This is a genomic window from Pantoea rodasii (assembly GCF_002095465.1).
Taxonomy (GTDB): domain Bacteria; phylum Pseudomonadota; class Gammaproteobacteria; order Enterobacterales; family Enterobacteriaceae; genus Pantoea; species Pantoea rodasii.
Map to the genome: position 1 here is coordinate 1 of NZ_MLFP01000005.1, position 18,727 is coordinate 18,727.

Genomic DNA, 18,727 nt, shown 5'->3' on the forward strand with positions numbered 1-18,727 from the left:
TACGGAACGTTCGGGGATCGACCATCCCTGGTCGGCCCCGAACTGATCCACGCATCCCTGCGTGGATCTCCTGGCCCAACGTAAAAGCCTCAGCGCTGCGGATAGCCCTTGCAGCATCAGAGGTGCTACGGCCACTGACGCTTGTGCTGTTTTTGACAACGCGTATTGAAGTTTATGAGCTGGCTGGGGGCGCAGGAGGGCACCGCGTCAGCGGCGCGAGGACGCCAGACCCCCTGCGCCCCCAGCCAGCGTTAACTCGGTTTTTGTTACGAATCAGCCTCCACTAACTAATCAGCTTCCGCTTATAACCGCCAACCTACATCGCATTAACCGCGGCGCGCATCCGGACGCACCAAATCAAACCGCAGATCCTCACTGATGCCGTAATAGGCCGACGGGCCACCGGCTCGCAGGATGGGCTGCGCCTTAGCCGTCTGGTAGATGCCATTCTCCAGCAACGCCTCATCAATATGAATCGCGACCACTTCACCCAGCACCAGCCAGCTCTCTAACTCGGTGCCTTGCACATCCTGCAACCGAATTAATTGTGTCAGACGGCACTCAAAGTTCACCGGGCTTTCTGCCACCATACTGACATTCACGTGTGAGGCGGCTATCGGCGTCAATCCTGCCAGCGCAAACTCGTCCTGCTCGGGCGGAACGGAAGCAGAACTCTCGTTCATTGCCTCGGCTAACGGGCGCGTGGCCAGATTCCAGACAAACTCTTTGCTCTCACTGATATTACGCACGCTGTCCTTCCAGCCGCTGCTGGCAAAACCAATAATCGGCGGATGATAGTTAAAGCAGTTGAAGAAGCTATAAGGGGCCAGATTGCGCTGGCCGCTGGCGCTCAGCGAACTGACCCAGCCGATTGGGCGAGGCCCGACAATGGCGTTCAGCGGATCGTGTGGTAAACCATGCCCAGCGCGCGGCTGGTAAGAGTATCTCTGGCGTGTCATTTCTGCTCCTGATGATGAACAATGCTCTATCTTAACGACTTAGCCTCAGGCGTAACGGCAATAATTGTGTAAGCGGATTGTGCGATGCCGCCATCCAGCGTATCTTACGCCCGCGCTACTTTCCGGAGAATCTATGAACAAGCCAGCTGCCACTTCGCCATTCCATCCACGTAATCGCCATCAAGGCCATTATGATTTTGCTGCTCTGACCGCTGCCCATCCGCCGCTGGCGGTAAAAGTGCGTCCCAACGGCTACGGCGAACTGTCGGTGGATTTCGCCGATCCTGAAGCGGTAATGCTGCTGAATCAGGCGTTGATCAAGCTGTTCTACAACCTGAACTGGCAACTGCCAAAAGGTTACCTCACGCCGCCGGTGCCAGGCCGCGCTGATTATGTGCACGCGCTGGCGGATCTGTTGGCCAGTGACAACGGAGGCAAGATTCCGCACGATGTCGATATTATGGACATCGGTTGTGGCGCAAACTTGATCTACCCGTTGATCGGCAATGCAGAATACGGCTGGCGCTTCACCGGCACCGAGATCACCGCGGAAGCCATCACGGCCGCTAACCACATTGTGGCCAGCAATCCTGGCTTGCAGCGCAGTGTGCGCCTGCGTCGTCAGAAAGACATATCAGCCATTTTTGCGGGTGTGGTGCATAAAACCGAACGCTATCACGCCGTGCTGTGTAATCCTCCGTTCCATGCGTCAGCGCAGGAAGCGGCGATGGTCGGCCAGCGCAAAACCCGCAATCTGGGCTTGGGTAAAAATGCACCGTTGAACTTCGGCGGCCAACACAACGAGCTGTGGTGTGAAGGTGGCGAACGTCAATTCGTTGGCAAGATGATCGACGAAAGCGTGGCTTACGCAGATCGCATTGTCTGGTTCACCTCCCTGGTCTCACGCAAAGAAAACCTGCCGGCGCTGCGCGATCAGTTACGCGACCTCGATGCCTATGAAGTGCGTATCATCGAGATGGCTCAGGGACAGAAGCAGAGCCGCTTTATCGCCTGGACGTTCCTGCCGCCAGCCGCGCGCACCAAACGCCTCGCGCGATAATCCGCGCGGCCAGAACGCCGTATCCTCGAGTGTTGCGAACGCAGGCGCGCGCCCCTTTGGATGCTGGCATTGAGCCGGCATCCAAAGGGCGACACCCTACGTGAATTAAGATGGACTGGGCGGCGGCAGCGCGGGTAAGGTGGCCGCTGAGGCCACATCGCTGCCGGTCTGCATCACTTCCACCGTTTGATGCGGCGCTCTAATACCTGCGGCATCAAAATGCCTTTTCACCTTATCATCCAGCGCAAAGCGCACTGTCCACTGCTTTAGCGGTTGGGTGGTGAACGATACGCGCACGGTAAACGATTGGTTAGTCAAACCTACCAGCCCGGAAAAACTCGGTTCGCCAATCACCATGCCGCGAATATCCGGGTTCTCCAGTAACTCTTTCACCGCCGCCTGCAAGGTCGCATTCACACGTTCGGTCTCTTCACTGCGGTCAACATCATAGTTGGCGACAAACGAGCCAATGCCGCGCACAAAGTTGGCGAAGGTGGTAATCGAAGACCAGGGGATAATGTGATACGCGCCAGTATCCTGACGCACGCCGACTGAACGAATCGACATGCGCTCAACCGTGCCGGTAATCGGGCCAATCGTCACCAGATCGCCGGTATTCATGCCGTTCTCAAACTGAATAAAGATACCGGTAATAATATCCTTCACCAGCGTTTGCGAACCGAACGACACCGCAAGCCCCAGCGCACCGGCACCCGCCAGCAGCGGCGCAATGTTAACCCCCACTTCTGACAGCAAAATCATAATGGTGATGGTGCTGATCACCACCGCCAGCGCGTTACGGAACAGCGTCAGCAAGGTGCGCGTACGTGCGCTGGGCATCGGCCTGCCGTGCGAGTCTGAGGCCAGACGACTTTCGATAAGACTGGCCAGCAGCGTCCAGCCAATCGCCGACAGCAGCAGAATCATCACGATTCGAATCAGCACATCCACCATTTTCTGTCCGGCGCCCAGCGTGAGCCAGTGCCAGAGATCAAACAGATTCCAGGCGTTGAGCAGCAGTAATAGCGTGGCGAACACGGTAATCACCCGCGCCAGTTTCAACAGCGCTTTGACCCAATCATTGACACGCTTTTGCAGCTCGGGATAGTTACGGCGCAGATCCGGCGACAGCGTCAGCGTCTTGCCAATCCAGCGCGTCAGCATGCCGGAAATCAGTGCGGCGATAACGATAATCGCCATGCTGCGCACCGTGGCCGACATCATAAACTTCAGGCTGTCGCCGGGATTGAAGATCGAGAACAGGAACAGCGCGATAAAGTAGGCGCTCGCCAGCCAGTGCCACACCATGCCGAAAGCGCGGATAAAGAAGGCAAAGAAGCTCATGCTGCGATCGGCCAAACGCGATAACTCGTCGTGGATATTGCGTCGGTTGCGGAAAATCAGCCACAGCGCCCAACCGGTCATGATGCACATGATCAGCACATTCACCAGCGCGGCGACCTGCATATTGACCTGATTACCGACAATCGGCACCACCACCAGTAAGCCGTAGCCGATAATGCCGCTGAGCCAGCTAAGACGCGTGCTCCAGTAAGCGGCACGCGCATCGGAAAGATGAAAGAAGCGCAGTGACGGAAAGCGTGGGCAGAATATCAGGCGCAGTACCGCCTTAAAGAATTCAATCAACGCAAAAGCATTGAGGAACAGTCCCTGCTGATAGGCAATGGTGCGATTGTTATTGTGATAGTTGTCACTGATGATCTGGCCGACAAACAGCGTCAGCGCCAGTAGCACCAAGTCGAGCAGGAACGCCACAACAATGGTTGCCGGCAGATGCAGCCACTTGCTGCGCTCCAGATTATGATTGCGACCCCAGCGGCCCATGCGCTGCCACACGGGATACATCAACAGTCGCGTAAACCAGTAGAACGCAAAAACGGCCGCGGCAAGCCCGGCGAAATACTTCAGGGCGTTGAAGAAGGTTTGCTGATTAAACGACTTGTGCGGTGCGTTAACGATGTTGTCGTGCAGCCTGACAAACTGCGATGCCACCGCACCGCCATATTCGCGTGTGACGTTGGTGACGCTCTCCAGTACCGTGGGATCTTCCTGATCGGCCTGCGGTGGTGCCAGCACGGGCTGCTCATTCACCGCTTTACTGGCGGCGGCCTGACGTAGCTGCTCAATGAGCTCCTGGCGCGAATCGTTGTTTTCCAGAATGTTGGCCAACGCGGCGTAAGCGGCTTTCTTATCCTCCAGCGTCGGCTCACCTTCAGCGGTGGTGCTGGCAGCAGGAGTTGAAGTTTGTTGGGCAGCAACGGCGGCCTGCGGCAGATTGACCGCGTCTGCGGTGGGAACGAGGAACAGACAAAGCAGCATCCATATGGTAAGGCACCATGATGGGCGGGCAAACGACATGACCTTCTCCTTGAGCAACGCACAACGGCACAAGAGAAAAAGTATAGTCAGTGATGGAAGGTGAAGATTCTGAAAGGAAAATTCTTTACGGAAGAAGAGGCGGCTTTACAGCCGCCTCGTCATTTATGACACGTGCTGCAGGAACTCACGCAGGCGATCGCTCGGTGGGTTGGTGATCAACTCATCAGGATTGCCATCTTCAGCAATGGTGCCTTTATCAATGAAGATCAGACGCGAAGCCACTTTCTGAGCGAAGCCCACTTCGTGCGTCACGATCACCATCGTCATGCCTTCTTCGGCCAGATCTTGCATTACCTTAAGCACTTCATGGCGCAGTTCTGGGTCGAGGGCAGAGGTTGGCTCATCGAACAGCATCATTTTCGGCTTCACCGCCAGCGCACGAGCAATCGCGACGCGCTGCTGCTGGCCACCTGACAGTTCGGCTGGGAAGTGGTGTGCGCGCTCGGCGAGGCCCACTTTACCCAATAGTTCACGTGCCAGTTTCTGTGCCGCGTCTTTTTTCGCACCGCGCACACGAATCGGGCCGAAAGCCACGTTATCCAGCGCACTCATCTGTGGGAACAGATGGAACTGCTGGAATACCATGCCGGCTTCCTGGCGAATCAGACGTTCATCGACTTTAGGATCGTTAACTTTCATGCCGTCAACAATCAGGTCACCGGTGGTGATCTCTTCCAGTTTGTTGATGCAGCGCAGCAGGGTGGATTTACCTGAGCCAGATGGCCCGATAATCACCACGACTTCACCCTGGTTAATCTTCAAATTAATGTCATGCAGAACCTGGGTCTGGCCGAAGTTTTTAGAGACGTTTTTAAATTCAATCACAGGATTTTCACCTTCTTCTCAATACGGCGCAGTACAAAGCTCAACACCAACGTAATAACCAGATAAATAATGGCAACGGCACTCCAGATCTCCAGCGCGCGGAAGTTTCCGGCGATGATTTCCTGGCCCTGACGGGTCAGTTCCGCCACGCCGATCACGATAAACAGCGAGGTATCTTTGATACTCACGATCCACTGGTTACCGAGCGGTGGCAGCATACGACGCAGTGCCAGCGGCATGATGACGTAACGCAGGGTTTCACGGCGGGAAAGACCCAGCGCCAGGCCTGCTTCACGGAAGCCTTTGTTGATCGACAGCACGGCACCACGCGTGATTTCCGCGATATAGGCACCGGAGTTAATCATGATGGTGACCACGGCGGCAGTAAACGGATCGATACGCAGGTCCGGGAAGGCCATCGGCAAGGCGAAGTAAATAAACATCACCTGCACCACGATTGGCGTACCACGAATCAGTTCAATGAACACCAGCGCGAGGTTATTCGTAATCCATCCGCCGTAGGCGCGGGCGAAACCGGCGACTAAGCCAATGAATAACCCGCCAACCAGGCCGAGTACGGAAATTATCAGGGTCATTTTGGCGCCTTCGATCAAAATCGGCAGGGCTGGCCAAATGACGCTCCAGTCAAACTCCATGGTGTAACTCCAAAATCTGTTGCAATGGAAATGTAAAAAGCAGGGAGATTAAGCTCCCTGCTGGAAAAATCGGCTTAGGCCGGAATTATTTTGGTTCGCTGCCGAACCATTTTTTATAAATTGTGTTGTAAGTGCCGTTGTCGCGCAGGGTTTTCAGCGCGCCATTGATCTGGTTACGCAGGTCATCGCTGCCTTTTGGCAGGGCGATACCATACTGCTGAGCTTCGATTGACTCGCCAACCGCTTTAAAGCGACCTTTACCGGCGGTGTGAATGAAGTACAGAATGTTTGGTGTGTCGTGCAGCACGGCGTCAGCACGGTTGGTGCCTAACTCCATGTAAGCATTATCGATATTCGGGAACTGACGCAGGTCTTTGAATTTGATGTGTGCTTTTGCGTAATCAACTGAGCCAGTACCGCTCTTCACGGCAACGGTTTTGCCGTTCAGGTCGTCGATACCTTTAACGTTGTTTTCGTTCTCACGCACCATCACCAACAAACCACTTTTGTAGTAGCCGTCAGAGAAGTCGATGGCTTTTTGCGCTCGTCAGTAATGGTGATACCGGCCAGTGCTACGTCAACGTTTTTGGTTTGCAGTGCTGGGATGATGCCGCTGAAATCCATTGGCTTCAGGGTGTAATCCAGCTTCAGTTCTTTGGCGATAGCGGCCCACAGGTCGATATCAAAACCAACGTATTCATTGCCCTGTTTGAATTCAAAAGGAACGAATGCGGTGTCGGTCGCAACAACCAGTTTCTTATCTGCTGCAGTGGAAGAAAGCGAGAAGGCCAGCGCCAGCGCGGCCACGGAGACTTTAATCAAAGACTTCATCATTATTTTCCTTATTACCCTTCAGGCCTGGTGGCCTGATGTACGGCTATTCATATGAAAAAATTATGCCAACTTTTCATTTTGGTCGAAATCAGCAGGATGCAGGGCCTGGCTGAAGCGATTTTGCTGTAATAGAAAAGTTTGCACTAATATGGATCACCAAAATAGTGCGTCGTGCTGTTGTGGTGCAGGCACAGTGTGCACCATGGGCTTGGCAAGGGAAAGGCAGGATTAAGAATTTGTTAACGACGTCAAAAAAAGCACCAAAATGTTACAAACATAAAAAAAGGCGGGATAACCCGCCTTCGCTATGACATTCATTATTCAATGTTTGATTCGATAAACCACAGGAATTTATCCAAATCACGCGATGCCGCAGTGAAAATATCTGCAGTGTCTTCATCGCTCACTTCGCTAATAGCCTTACGCGTATCGTTCGCGACAATCGCATAACGATCGGCAAGCGCTTTTAAATGATCCTGCACGGTATGGATGTTGAGCGGATAGCTTTTCAACGGCGTCTTATCGTTAACGATTTGGGTGGTGCCCAGCGCAACGCCACCAAGCTGTACAACACGCTCTGCAATAGTGTCCTGATGATCGGTGATGGCAGTACGGAAGCCATCCAGCATTTCATGTACACCGATAAAGTTTGCACCACGCATGTTCCAATGCGCCTGCTTGGTGATCAGTGACAGGTCAATAAACTCCACTACCAGACGGTTGAGCACCTCGATGGTCGCTTTCTTATCGCTATCAGCAACATCATTACGGGTGTAAATGAGATCAGACGATTTAGTTTTAACCAGTTTTGCGGTACTCATCATTAATGTCCTCTAATTGATGGTTGTCCTAATCAAGCACGGGAATAAGTATAGCAGCAGTTTTACGCTGTGCCGGATTGTTTAAACCGATGACAGGAATAGATAAACCTTAATGTTGTGCGGGATTTAACCAGATTGTTTTTTATGGTTTTAAAACAATTAATTAGAGTTGGTGTTAATTATTTTTCGATGATGTTGCAAAATAATAACAATTACGGATAAGCGGTGAGTTAAAAAGAGAATGAGAATGCTTATATATTCAGCCTGTGGGGTAACAGGCTGAATGAGACGTTATTTATTGCGGATTATTAATATCCACTTCGCTTATTTTGGCACGCTTTTGTTTCATTGTGAGTGTCGATCCAGCAGAAGCGGCGATAATCGCCAGCAGCGCAATCCACTGCTTTAAGGTCAGCAACTCCCCAAGGAATAACATACCTGAAAGCGCTGCCATGGCCGGTTCCAGACTCATCAGCGTCCCAAAGATACGGGCAGGCAGGCGCGTTAATGCGATCATCTCCAGCGAGTAAGGGATTGCACTAGAGAGCAGGGCGATGATCAGGGCCAATGGCAGAATTTCCCAGTGCCAGATACCTGGCGCTGCAAAGGTTAATCCGAGTGGCACGAAGATGACTGATGCAATCAACGATCCCATTGCAACCGTTGCTGGACCATGTTCGGCACCGGCACGTTGTCCCGCCAATATATAGACCGCCCAGCAGGCACCCGCGCCCACCGCTAACAGCGCACCCAGCGGATCGATATGGCTGATGCCATCACCTATCGGCAGCAGGAACCACAAACCGGTCACTGCCAGCAGCACCCAGAGAAAATCGAGCGGACGGCGCGCCCCGGCCAATGCCAGCGTTAAGGGGCCAAGAAACTCCAGACCCACCGCCACGCCGAGCGGCACGGTGCGAATAGATAAATAGAAGAGATAGTTCTTACAGCCCAGCGCCAGACCGTACATTAATAGCGGTTTGCGCTGTGCGCGGCTGAAATGCAGACGCCAGGGTTTGAAAATGACACAAAGGATTAAAGTGCCGAGCCCCAAACGCAATGCGGTAATGCCCGGCGCACCAACAGAAGGAAACAGGGATTTCGCCAATGAAGCGCCGCCCTGCAGCGAGAGCATTGCAAGAAGCAGTACGGCAATCGGCAACAATACCGGAGCCAATTTAGGGTTTGTCAGGGGCGCAGACATCCTGTGATCTATTCCTTTCGTGATTAACAACACAGCAACAAAACGCCAGTGTAAAGGAATCTCAAGGAAATAAGGAGGTGTGAAACAGGGAAAATAAACGCGGCATCAGAGGGAGAAATAAGCGTTTTCAGGGCCATTTCAGTAAAGAAACGTCAGGTTAGTTTAGGAATATCCTTAAAGACGGGTTGAATAGCACAAATTAATGTTGCAGAAATATGATGGTTTTTATAAGTAAAATGAATGACATAGGAAACTTCATTAACTTTCTGTTACACCAAACAATCTGTTAGACAACAAAATGCGGGCAGAGTTTCTTGCTGTTTTTTGTTATATTTTTAGCGTTGTCAGGAGAGAAGTATATTCACATTTGAGGTGGTTTATGAAAAAAATTGCATGTCTTTCAGCACTGGCTTGTTTACTCGCAGTTTCTGCAGGTTCAGCCATGGCACAGAGCACCGTTACTGCTGGTTATGCGCAGAGCGATTATCAGGGCGTTGCTAACAAAGCAAACGGCTTCAACCTGAAATACCGTTACGAAGATGGCACCAACCCACTGGGTTGGATCGGTTCTTTCACTTATACCGAGAAAGACCGTACTGACGCTGGCGTTTACAACAAAGGTCAGTACTACGGCATCACCGGTGGTCCTGCTTACCGTCTGAACGACTGGGCAAGCATCTACGGTGTTGTGGGTGTTGGCTACGGCAAATACCAGGCAACTGACGCTGCTGCACAGTACAAAACTGACACCAGCGATTACGGCTTCTCTTACGGTGCTGGCATGCAGTTCAACCCAATCGAAAACGTTGCTGTTGACGTGGGTTACGAGCAGAGCCGCATCCGTAGCGTAGACGTGGGCACCTGGATTGCTGGCGTAGGCTACAGCTTCTAAGTTTTTTACTTAGACCAGAGTTGCACAAGAAACGGCCCTTTACGGGCCGTTTTTTTATGCTTATTTTTGCGGCGGAAGCGTGGCGCGGATCTTTTTGACTTGATCGGCGGTTACCGGTGCCGCCTTATTGCCCCATCTGTTGCGAATGAAGTTAGCGACATCAGCGACCTGCTGATCATCCAGACGCCAGGCAAAATCCGGCATGGTGAAACCGGTCGGTGCCTGTTGCGTAATCGCCCGTTGGCCGCCTTTCAGAATCACACTGATTACTGATGACGGGTCTTCACTCAACAAAGCCGGGTTGTGCACCAGCGCCGGGAAAGTACTGGCATAGCCTTTGCCATCCGTACGGTGGCAGGCGGCGCAGTTATCCACGTACACCTGCGCACCCGGCTGGCTGACATCGCCTTTGAACAGTGCTTGCGCGGTCGCGTCGCTGGCCTGTGGTGCAGCGGTGTTATCCGCAGCCGGTAATGACTTCAGATACACCGCAACAGCATTAAGATCTTCATCGCTGAGATACTGGGTACTGTGCGTGATGACATCCGTCATCGAACCAAAGGCAGCGCCTTGCTTATTCGCACCGGTTTTCAGGAAGATGGCGATATCCTGCTCAGACCAGCTTCCCAATCCTGCTGACGGGCTGGCGGTCAGATCCGGCGCATGCCAGCCTTCCAGCGTGCCGCCGGTCAGATAGCCTTTGCCATCCTGATCCATGGCCTTTTCCTGGAACCCAATGCCGCGCGGTGTATGGCAAGAGCCGCAGTGGCCGAGTCCTTGTACCAGGTAGGCACCGCGCTGCCACTGTTGAGACTGACCGGCAGTAGGTGCGTAGGCGCCGCTGTCGGCAAAGGTCCAGCGCCAGAAGGCCAGCGGCCAGCGCATGCTCAGCGGCCAGGGAATATCACTGTCATGATTCTCCTGACTCACCGGCTTCACACCTTGCATAAAATAGTCATACAACGCGTGCATATCGCTGTCGGTGATGTTGGCATACGACGGATAAGGCATGGCCGGATAAAGCGAACTGCCATCTTTAGCGACGCCGCCGCGTACCGCTTTGGAAAAGTCCTCATAACTGTAGTCACCAATGCCGTGAGTTTTATCCGGCGTGATGTTGGTGGAGTAAATGGCGCCAATCGGTGTGCTCATTTTGAGACCGCCGGCAAAAGGCTGTCCTCCGGCGGCGGTATGGCATGCGGCGCAATCGCCGGCTTTGGCCAGATATTCGCCTTGCTTCACCGAGGCGTCGGTGGCGGCCCAGGAGGCATGGCTGATCAGCGCGCTGCTGAGAGCGAGAAAGAGTGCGGAAAATTTCACAATGACGCTCCTTATCAGGCCTGAACCAGCGGACCAGGATTTGTAAGATAGCGGTTGCGAATCGCATCCGCCGCGAACAATGCCGTGGCACAGACAATCCCTGTCGGGTTGTAGGCCAGGTTTTGTGGGAAGCAGCAGGCACCGGTCACAAACACATTCGGCACATCCCAACTTTGCAGGAACTTGTTCACCACGCTGGTGCGCGGATCGTCGCCCATCACCGCTCCACCGGTGGTGTGCGTTGACTGATAGGGGCGGACATCGTAATGGCTGTTGAGCGTTTTGAATCCGAGTTCGTAGTGCTTAGGATTCATGACTTTGACGATCTCTTCTGCCTTGTCTTTGATGAAGTTGGTCATCTTCAGTTCGTTCTGCTGCCAGTCAAAGGTCATGCGCAGCAACGGCTGGCCGTAGATATCACGATAAGTGGGATCAAGATCGAGGTAGCACTGCTTGTACGGCATCACAGAACCGGATGACCCTACATTCATATTGTGCAGGTAGTTATCTTTGATTGCCTGCTTCCAGCCAGAACCCCAGCGCGGTGCATCTTTGGGAATGCCCATCTGCTGAATGGGGCGACCGCCTGAGAAAGCGGCCGAAATCGTGGCACCGCCAACAAAGCCAACTTTGCTGTGATCGAAGTTTTCCGCATTGAAATCATCGATAACGGTGGAAGTGGCACCGGTCGCCGCAAACGGGTTGAACCAGTTGTCATTGTCATAAAAAAGCTTGATGCCGCCGGTCATCTGGTAGGCATAGTTTCTGCCTACCACGCCGTCCCCGGTTTGCGGATCGTAGGGCTTGCCGATTTTTGACAGCAGCAGTAAGCGTACATTGTGCAACTGGAAGGCGCTGAGGATCACCAGGTCAGCCGGTTGCTCAACTTCGTTACCTTGCGCATCGATATAGGTGACGCCGGTGGCTTTTTGCCACTGCTATCGGTATTAACGCGAATCACGTGCGCCTGAGTGCGTAACTCAAAGTTGCTGAACGGCTTCAGGGCGGGGATTACGCAGCTTTGCGGTGAACCTTTAGAGTAGTTGAAGCAGCCGAAGCGCTCGCAGTAACCACAGTAGTTACACACGCCAAGTTGCACGTTATACGGATTGGTCCAGGCTTCGGTACAGTTCGCCGCCGGGCATTCGAACGGATGATAGCCAAGTTGTGTTACGGCTTTAGAGAACAGCTGACCGGCATATAGCGTTTCCAGCGGTTTGGTGGGATAGCCATTTTTACGCGGTGATTCGAACGGGTTGCCGCCCGGCACGGTTTCACCGTTGAGATTACCGACCTGACCGGCCGCGCCGCAGATTTTCTCAAACTTATCGAAGTAGGGTTCCATCTCTTCATAAGAGAACGGGTAATCCTGCACCGTCATGTCTTTGGGAATGAAGTCCGCACCGTATTTTTCAATCACCGTGCTGCGCATCTTCAAGTCGGCTTGCAATGGACGCCATAGCTGACCATTCCAGTGCGTACCGGCACCGCCTACGCCATCACCGGGCAGGAAGGAACCAAAGCGGCGATAAGGCAGCGCGGTCTCCTGTGTCGTATGACGCACCGTGACGGTTTCTTTCGAAGCGTTTTGAAACAGCTTTAGGCGGATACCGTAAGTGAGTTCATCGGCGATGCGGGGATAAGAGAAATCAGGATAGGTATCGCGATTTTCGCCGCGTTCTAATGCCACGATATTCAAACCAGAACTGGCCAATTCCCTCGCCATCAGCGAACCGGTCCAGCCAAACCCGACGATGACCACATCGACGGGCGCTTTTTTACTGCCGCCATTACACGCTCCTTTTGCTGGAAATGCTGACTGGGCCAAACGGATAGGGTTTATTCGGCTGTTGCACGGTATCGAGGTAGTCCGCGCGTGCACCGGGAAAACCAATCATTTTCCACGAGGCCAGCGATTGATTGCCGCCGTGAATCGGATCGGCGAGGTAACCCTCTTTGGCGTTTTCCAGCAGCTGCTCGAAAAACTGCTTGCCGTGAATGGCATCGTTGCGCAGTTTGTCGGCTTCCAGCGCGCGCAGAACGTCTTCCTGCTGCGCGGTTTCCAGCTGATAAAAATCTTTCTGATACTGCTGCTGACAGTGTTGATCGGCTAAGGCAATGCCCAGGCGATAGGTGTCACGCGGGACAAGATGGGATTGATAACCCATTTCCGGTGCGGCGTCAGCGAAGGGGCCTTGCATGTACACAGACGACCATAGCCGTAGGGAAACTCCATCTGTTTATCGATAAATACCGGCACGCCTTCGCTGACAGCGCCAGGCCCATTGGCATCAGCAGGGATCAGGCGATCCAGTGCCGCCAGCAAAAATTTCCACTCTTTATCGTTGAAGTAGGCCGGAACATAGTCAGATAACACGCCTTGCGGCTTGTCGACAGCGGGAGAGGAGAGTGAAACCACACCGGTACTGGCTGCGGCGGCGAGGGGAATGAGCGAGAGCGATTTTTGCAAAAATCGTCTCCGGCCCGATGGTTGCTCTTCAGGCTTTTTAAGTGACATTGCTGATCTTCCTTAGGAAAAACCCACCTTGGGTTAATTTTGTTATAAGTATGTAATTTTTGTTATGAGGAGATTAATCAGACGTCACAATAGGTTGCAAGCTAAAAGTTAGCAGCCTAATCGTTTAGGTGTTGTTGAAGGTAAAGTTATGTCAATACCTGAAGCGATTCAGCCACAGAGAGAGCAGGGGTTTGGGATTTGTTCAATAACAATAGAAGGTGTGGGGCTAAAAAGGTAACAAAATGTGAGATCGTGCAAAGGATCCGCGGGGGAAACGGATCCTATCGAGGAATTCAGGGATAAATCAGCCGCGCCAGATAAGATTTGGGCACGGACGCTCAACAAGCTGTTTGCCGGTGAGCTTTTCAATCAGCATCAGACGCAGCGCAAAAGGTGAGCGGCTAAACAGACACAGCAGCGATTTCAGCTCAAAAATCGGTTTGCTTTGCTCGGCCTGGAAGCATTTACCACAGTCGAGGCAGTTTTTCATGGTGGTCATGTTCACCTCCCGAATGAATGACGACGTAACAGTAAGCACAAGCCTGCGATAAACAGCAGGAAAAGGAGCAACAGCAGATAAGGTTCATTCATCGTTGCCTCCTTAATAAGCTATTCGCTTACATTACGAACAAAGATAGCACTGGCTATACTCTTTAGCCAACACTATTTAGGAAAAATTTGTGCTTATTTGTGCCTGGTTTACAATGAGCGCAGCCAGGCCCGCACCGCAGGTAAAGTGCGGCAGATAATAATGAGGAAGCTGAATGAGTCGTCGTGCAAAGAGCGCCACCAACACGCCCCAGGGGCCGCTTAAAGAGATAGAGGAGCATGTCGAAGGATTTCGCCAGGTGCGCGAAGCGCATCGACGTGAACTGATTGATGACTACGTAGAGTTAATCTCTGATTTAATTCGTGAATTTGGTGAAGCTCGCCAGGTCGATATGGCCGCGCGTTTGGGCGTCTCACAGCCCACCGTCGCGAAAATGTTGAAGCGTTTAGGCACCACCGGTCTGGTGGAACAGGTTCCGTATCGCGGTGTGTTTTTGACCGCTGAAGGGGAAAAACTGGCCGAAGCGAGTCGCGTGCGTCACCATATTGTTGAAACCTTCCTGCTGGCTTTAGGTGTCAGCCCGGAAACTGCCCGCCGAGATTCTGAAGGCCTGGAACATCACGTCAGTGATGAAACCCTCGCCGTTTTCCAGAAATTTTACGAGAGCCGCTAACTTACAAGGCCTTCCGCCATCATGCCCATCGTGCTGCGTTCCTTAATGCGTGATCGTATTTTGCATTTGTTGTTGCTGCTGGGTGTGATTTTATTGCCGCTGGCGGAGTATCGTTGGCCGCAATTGCCGGCCGCCGTTGACTGGCACACCATCATGACGCTCACCGGGCTATTGATGTTGACCAAAGGGCTGGAAAACAGCGGCTACTTTGATGTGCTCGGCGCGCGTCTGGCGCAGCGTTTCCAGCATGAGCGAGCGCTGGCGCTGTTTATGGTGTGTGCCGCCGCGTTGCTCTCCACCTTCCTCACCAATGATGTAGCGCTGTTTATTCTGGTGCCGTTGACCTTAACGCTGCGCAAATTTTCACGCCTGCCGATCTCTCGTCTGATCATTTTTGAAGCACTGGCGGTGAATGCCGGGTCGTTATTGACCCCGGTGGGCAATCCGCAAAATATTCTGTTATGGAGTCACGGCACCTTGAGTGTGCCGGGCTTTATTCTGCAAATGGCGCCGTTGGCCGCAGTGTTGATGATCAGTCTGATGGCGCTGACCTGGTGGAGTTTTTCAGGGCGCGCGATCCAGAAACATGCGCAAAGCGAAGCGCATCAATGGGAAAAACCGCTGTTTATCATCAGCGTGCTGCTCTATCTGGTGTTTATCGTGGCTTTAGAGCTGAAAATGACCGGATGGGCACTCTTGTTGGTGGCGGGCTGTTTCCTGATCATGGCGCGCAGCGTGTTAATCAGTATCGACTGGAGCCTGCTGCTGGTGTTTGTCGGGATGTTTATCGATGTGTTTTTGTTGATGCATTTGCCGCTGCTGCAGCCGTATTTCGCCGCCATCAATCACTTAAGCGAAGGACGTTTGTATTTGCTGGCGATCGGTCTTTCTCAGGTGATCAGTAATGTTCCGGCGACCATTTTGCTGTTACAGAAAGTCCCGCCGTCAGATGTCCTCGCCTGGGCGGTCAACATCGGCGGATTTGGCTTGCTGCCAGGATCCCTGGCGAATTTGATCGCCTTGCGCATGGCACAGGACAGTAAAGTCTGGTGGCGTTTTCACCTCTTCTCACTGCCGATGCTGGCGTGGTCAATGCTGTGTGGCTGGTTCCTGCTGCATTGGCTGCGTTAAGCCAGTAATAATGTGCTGTGCACTCACATCACGCGCTGATTATTCAGCGCGTTATCGCCCTTAGTGGCAGAAAATGCGTTGATTGTTGGCTTATGTAAAGTTGCACTGACATTTGTCAGTTTACGATCTAAGGTTAAGTTGACCGTTTTTGCCCGAGGATCGGGATCACAGCCAGCGATGACAACCTATGAGTGATAACCAAAATCAGCCGCCCGCACGCGAGCAGCAGGATGCGCAGCACGCTTCAGATAACCAGCAAGACAATAATGAACCGCAACGAAAACGCCCCGGCAAAAAGCCGCTGATCATTCTCGCCATCGTGGTGGTGATCATGCTGGTGGTGGGTTTATGGTTCTGGATCACCACCCGCAATATCGAAACCACTGACGACGCCTTTACGGAAGGCGATGCGGTCACCATCGCACCCAAAGCGGCGGGATATGTGGTGAAACTGCTGGTGCGAGATAACCAGCGCGTGAAGCAGGGCGATTTACTGGTGGAGATCGACCCGCGTGATAACGCCGCGCAGCGCGATCAGGCCAAAGCTCAACTGGGGCTCGCACAGGCGCAGCTGCACCAGGCTCAGGCGCAGTTAGCGCTCTCACGCGTGCAATATCCGGCGCAGCGCGATCAGGCATTAGCCGATCAAGCCAAAGCCCAGGCCAATCTTTTGAATGCGCAGGCGGACTATCGCCGTCAGCGCGGCGTCGATCCGCGCGCCACCTCGCAGCGCAATATCGACACCGCTGCGGCCCAGCTGCGATCTGCTGAAGCCCAACTGCAAAGCGCCAAAGCGCAGGTGGAAGTCGCGTCACAGGTTCAGTTGCAGATTCGCCAGCAAGAAACCAATGTTGAAGCGCGTCAGCAACAGGTTGAACAGGCGCAGGCGCAGCTCAACACCGCTGAACTCAATCTTTCGTACACCCAGGTGCGCGCCCCCTATGATGGATTCGTCACCAAGCGCAATGTGCAGGTCGGCACGCTGGTGCAAGCCGGTACGGCACTGTTTTCACTGGTGTCACCGGATATCTGGATTAACGCCAACTTTAAAGAGTCACAGCTGGCGCGCATGAATCCGGGCGACAAAGTGGATATCAGTATTGATGCCTGGCCCGATATGAAGCTGGAAGGACATGTCGACAGCGTGCAGATGGGTTCCGGCTCACGCTTCTCCACCTTCCCAGCGGAGAACGCCACCGGTAACTACGTGAAGATAGTGCAACGCGTGCCGGTTAAAATTGTCATCGATAAAGGATTGGATCCGAATCATCCGCTGCCACTGGGCCTGTCGGTTGAACCGAAGGTCACCGTAGAATGAGTGCGAGCGAAAGCTGGCGTCCGGCCAGCAATCCCTGGCTGGTCGCCATCACGGTCACGCTGGCGGTGTTTATGGAGATCCTCGACACCACCATCGTGAACGTGGCGCTGCCGCATATCGCCGGTTCACTCTCTTCCAGTTATGACGAATCCACCTGGGTACTGACCTCCTATTTGGTGGCCAACGGCATTGTGTTGCCAATCTCCGCCTTCTTTAGCCGACTGTTCGGACGCAAGCAGTTTTTCCTGATCTGTATTGTGATGTTCACCATCTGCTCGTTCCTGTGCGGAATCGCCACCGAGCTATGGCAAATCATTCTGTTCCGCGTGTTGCAGGGCTTTTTTGGCGGCGGTTTGCAGCCGGTGCAGCAATCCGTTCTGCTCGACTATTTCAAAGCGGAAGATCGCGGCAAAGCCTTTGGTCTTTCTTCGATTGCGATTATTGTCGCGCCGGTGATTGGCCCGACGCTCGGTGGCTGGATCACCGATAACTACAGCTGGCGCTGGGTGTTCTTTATTAATATCCCGGTGGGGATTTTAACGGTGCTGGCGATTTATCAGCTGCTGGAAGATCCGCCGTGGGAGCGTAAGTGGGCGAAGGGCAAGCTCAAGATCGATTACATCGGCATCAGTTTGATTACCCTTGGCCTCGGCTGTTTGCAGGTGTTCCTCGACCGTGGCGAAGATGAAGACTGGTTCGCCTCGCACTTTATTCGCCTGTTTTGCATGCTCGCGGTGATAGGCATTGTCGGGGCAATTTACTGGTTGCTGTATGCGCGCAAGCCGGTGGTGGATATCACGGTGATGAAAGACCGCAACTTCTGGGTCGCCGGTTTGCTGATGGCGGGCATGGCGATGATTTTGTACGGCAGCTCAGTGGTGCTTCCTCAGCTGGCACAGCAGGATCTTGGCTATACCGCAACCTGGTCGGGGCTGGTGCTGTCGCCCGGTGCCGTATTGATCGTGCTGACCATTCCGCTGGTGCTGAAGCTGATGCCCATTGTGCAAACGCGCTACATCATCGCTTTTGGTTTTACCTGTCTTGCCAGCGCGTTTTTCTATTCCACCACCTTAACGCCGAACGTTGATTTTACCACCCTGGTATTGATGCGCAGCGCGCAGTCCATCGGGCTGGGTTTCCTGTTTGTGCCGCTGACCACCATCGCCTTTATCACGGTGCCGCAGCGACTCAATGCGGATGCTGCTGCGCTCTTCACCATGTTCCGTAACGTGGCCGGATCGATCGGCATTTCACTGGCGACGGCGGGGATCACCGAACGCATGCAGGTGCGGTCGGCGAGTATGGTGCATAACATGACGCCGCTGAATGAGCCGTTCAATCTCACGCTGCAACACTGGGCGCAAGCGATCCGTGACTTCACCACGGCGGTGGGCGATCCGCTGACATTGGCGACGGGTCAGCTGTACAAAGAGATGATTGCGCAGGCGCGTATCCTCGCGTACATCGACGTATTTATGGGCCTCAGCATTGTGGCCTTGCTGTTGATTCCTTTTTGTTGGTTGCTTTCGCCGATCAAGAGCGAAGGCAGTGCAGGAGCACACTAAA

Annotated in this window: 16 protein-coding genes and 2 pseudogenes; 6 read left to right on the top strand and 12 right to left on the bottom strand. The window is 53.4% G+C overall.

The annotated features are described in order from the left end of the window. Positions 1 to 326 precede the first annotated feature (326 nt). Positions 327 to 959: a flavin reductase family protein gene (locus HA45_RS08285; protein WP_100702509.1), complete on the bottom strand. Its 633-nt coding sequence runs from the start codon at positions 957 to 959 to the stop codon at positions 327 to 329. 133 nt (positions 960 to 1,092) lie between these two features. Here HA45_RS08285 and rlmF point away from each other — a divergent pair, with 133 nt between their 5' ends. After that, on the top strand, positions 1,093 to 2,019 hold the full coding sequence (gene rlmF, locus HA45_RS08290; RefSeq protein ID WP_100702510.1) for a 23S rRNA (adenine(1618)-N(6))-methyltransferase RlmF: 927 nt from the start codon (positions 1,093 to 1,095) through the stop codon (positions 2,017 to 2,019). A gap of 105 nt (positions 2,020 to 2,124) precedes the next feature. On the opposite strand, the gene ybiO is transcribed toward rlmF, so the two are convergent. The 6 genes and pseudogenes from ybiO to rhtA all read right to left on the bottom strand — a co-directional run bounded on the left by ybiO (position 2,125) and on the right by rhtA (position 8,759). Then, the gene (gene ybiO / locus HA45_RS08295) at positions 2,125 to 4,398 is read right to left on the bottom strand and encodes a mechanosensitive channel protein (RefSeq protein ID WP_100702511.1); all 2,274 of its coding nucleotides are present in this window, start codon (positions 4,396 to 4,398) and stop codon (positions 2,125 to 2,127) included. A gap of 123 nt (positions 4,399 to 4,521) precedes the next feature. Next, on the bottom strand, positions 4,522 to 5,244 hold the full coding sequence (glnQ, locus tag HA45_RS08300) for a glutamine ABC transporter ATP-binding protein GlnQ (RefSeq protein WP_039336039.1): 723 nt from the start codon (positions 5,242 to 5,244) through the stop codon (positions 4,522 to 4,524). Then, positions 5,241 to 5,900 carry a glutamine ABC transporter permease GlnP gene (gene glnP, locus HA45_RS08305; RefSeq protein WP_100702512.1) on the bottom strand — a complete coding sequence of 220 codons (660 nt, stop codon included), beginning with the start codon at positions 5,898 to 5,900 and terminating at the stop codon, positions 5,241 to 5,243. Before glnP ends, glnQ begins: the two co-directional genes overlap by 4 nt. Positions 5,901 to 5,985: 85 nt before the next feature. Next, positions 5,986 to 6,731: pseudogene (gene glnH, locus HA45_RS08310) on the bottom strand (glutamine ABC transporter substrate-binding protein GlnH). A 320-nt stretch (positions 6,732 to 7,051) separates the two neighbouring features. Next, on the bottom strand, positions 7,052 to 7,555 hold the full coding sequence (gene dps / locus HA45_RS08315; protein WP_038647945.1) for a DNA starvation/stationary phase protection protein Dps: 504 nt from the start codon (positions 7,553 to 7,555) through the stop codon (positions 7,052 to 7,054). Positions 7,556 to 7,850: 295 nt separating this feature from the next. Further along, positions 7,851 to 8,759 carry a threonine/homoserine exporter RhtA gene (gene rhtA, locus HA45_RS08320; RefSeq protein WP_100702514.1) on the bottom strand — a complete coding sequence of 303 codons (909 nt, stop codon included), beginning with the start codon at positions 8,757 to 8,759 and terminating at the stop codon, positions 7,851 to 7,853. Between the two features lie 379 nt (positions 8,760 to 9,138). Here rhtA and ompX point away from each other — a divergent pair, with 379 nt between their 5' ends. Then, positions 9,139 to 9,651, top strand: coding sequence for an outer membrane protein OmpX (ompX, locus tag HA45_RS08325; RefSeq protein ID WP_100702515.1), 513 nt, complete (start codon positions 9,139 to 9,141; stop codon positions 9,649 to 9,651). A 60-nt stretch (positions 9,652 to 9,711) separates the two neighbouring features. Here ompX and HA45_RS08330 read toward each other — a convergent pair whose 3' ends face one another. The 5 genes and pseudogenes from HA45_RS08330 to HA45_RS08345 all read right to left on the bottom strand — a co-directional run bounded on the left by HA45_RS08330 (position 9,712) and on the right by HA45_RS08345 (position 13,988). Continuing rightward, positions 9,712 to 10,974 (bottom strand): c-type cytochrome, encoded by a 1,263-nt coding sequence (locus HA45_RS08330; RefSeq protein ID WP_420849063.1) that lies wholly within the window; start codon positions 10,972 to 10,974, stop codon positions 9,712 to 9,714. A gap of 11 nt (positions 10,975 to 10,985) precedes the next feature. Continuing rightward, positions 10,986 to 12,697, bottom strand: a pseudogene (locus HA45_RS08335) (GMC family oxidoreductase). Between the two features lie 64 nt (positions 12,698 to 12,761). Beyond that, complete coding sequence (locus HA45_RS28975; protein ID WP_366557328.1) at positions 12,762 to 13,172, bottom strand: gluconate 2-dehydrogenase subunit 3 family protein; 411 nt, start codon at positions 13,170 to 13,172, stop codon at positions 12,762 to 12,764. Further along, the gene (locus HA45_RS28980; RefSeq protein ID WP_366557330.1) at positions 13,082 to 13,441 is read right to left on the bottom strand and encodes a gluconate 2-dehydrogenase subunit 3 family protein; all 360 of its coding nucleotides are present in this window, start codon (positions 13,439 to 13,441) and stop codon (positions 13,082 to 13,084) included. Before HA45_RS28980 ends, HA45_RS28975 begins: the two co-directional genes overlap by 91 nt. Positions 13,442 to 13,793: 352 nt before the next feature. Next, positions 13,794 to 13,988 carry a hypothetical protein gene (locus tag HA45_RS08345; RefSeq protein ID WP_100702518.1) on the bottom strand — a complete coding sequence of 65 codons (195 nt, stop codon included), beginning with the start codon at positions 13,986 to 13,988 and terminating at the stop codon, positions 13,794 to 13,796. Between the two features lie 265 nt (positions 13,989 to 14,253). Between HA45_RS08345 and mntR the strand changes: the two genes are divergently transcribed. From mntR to HA45_RS08365, 4 genes are all read left to right on the top strand, one after another. Further along, on the top strand, positions 14,254 to 14,712 hold the full coding sequence (gene mntR, locus HA45_RS08350) for a manganese-binding transcriptional regulator MntR (protein ID WP_100702519.1): 459 nt from the start codon (positions 14,254 to 14,256) through the stop codon (positions 14,710 to 14,712). A gap of 21 nt (positions 14,713 to 14,733) precedes the next feature. Beyond that, a complete protein-coding gene (locus HA45_RS08355) occupies positions 14,734 to 15,843 on the top strand; it encodes an SLC13 family permease (RefSeq protein ID WP_100702520.1) in 1,110 nt (369 codons plus the stop codon). Positions 15,844 to 16,030: 187 nt separating this feature from the next. Further along, the gene (locus HA45_RS08360; RefSeq protein ID WP_100702521.1) at positions 16,031 to 17,161 is read left to right on the top strand and encodes an HlyD family secretion protein; all 1,131 of its coding nucleotides are present in this window, start codon (positions 16,031 to 16,033) and stop codon (positions 17,159 to 17,161) included. Continuing rightward, positions 17,158 to 18,726 carry a DHA2 family efflux MFS transporter permease subunit gene (locus HA45_RS08365; protein WP_100702522.1) on the top strand — a complete coding sequence of 523 codons (1,569 nt, stop codon included), beginning with the start codon at positions 17,158 to 17,160 and terminating at the stop codon, positions 18,724 to 18,726. The genes HA45_RS08360 and HA45_RS08365 overlap by 4 nt, the downstream gene beginning before the upstream one ends. The last annotated feature ends 1 nt before the right edge of the window (position 18,727 follow it).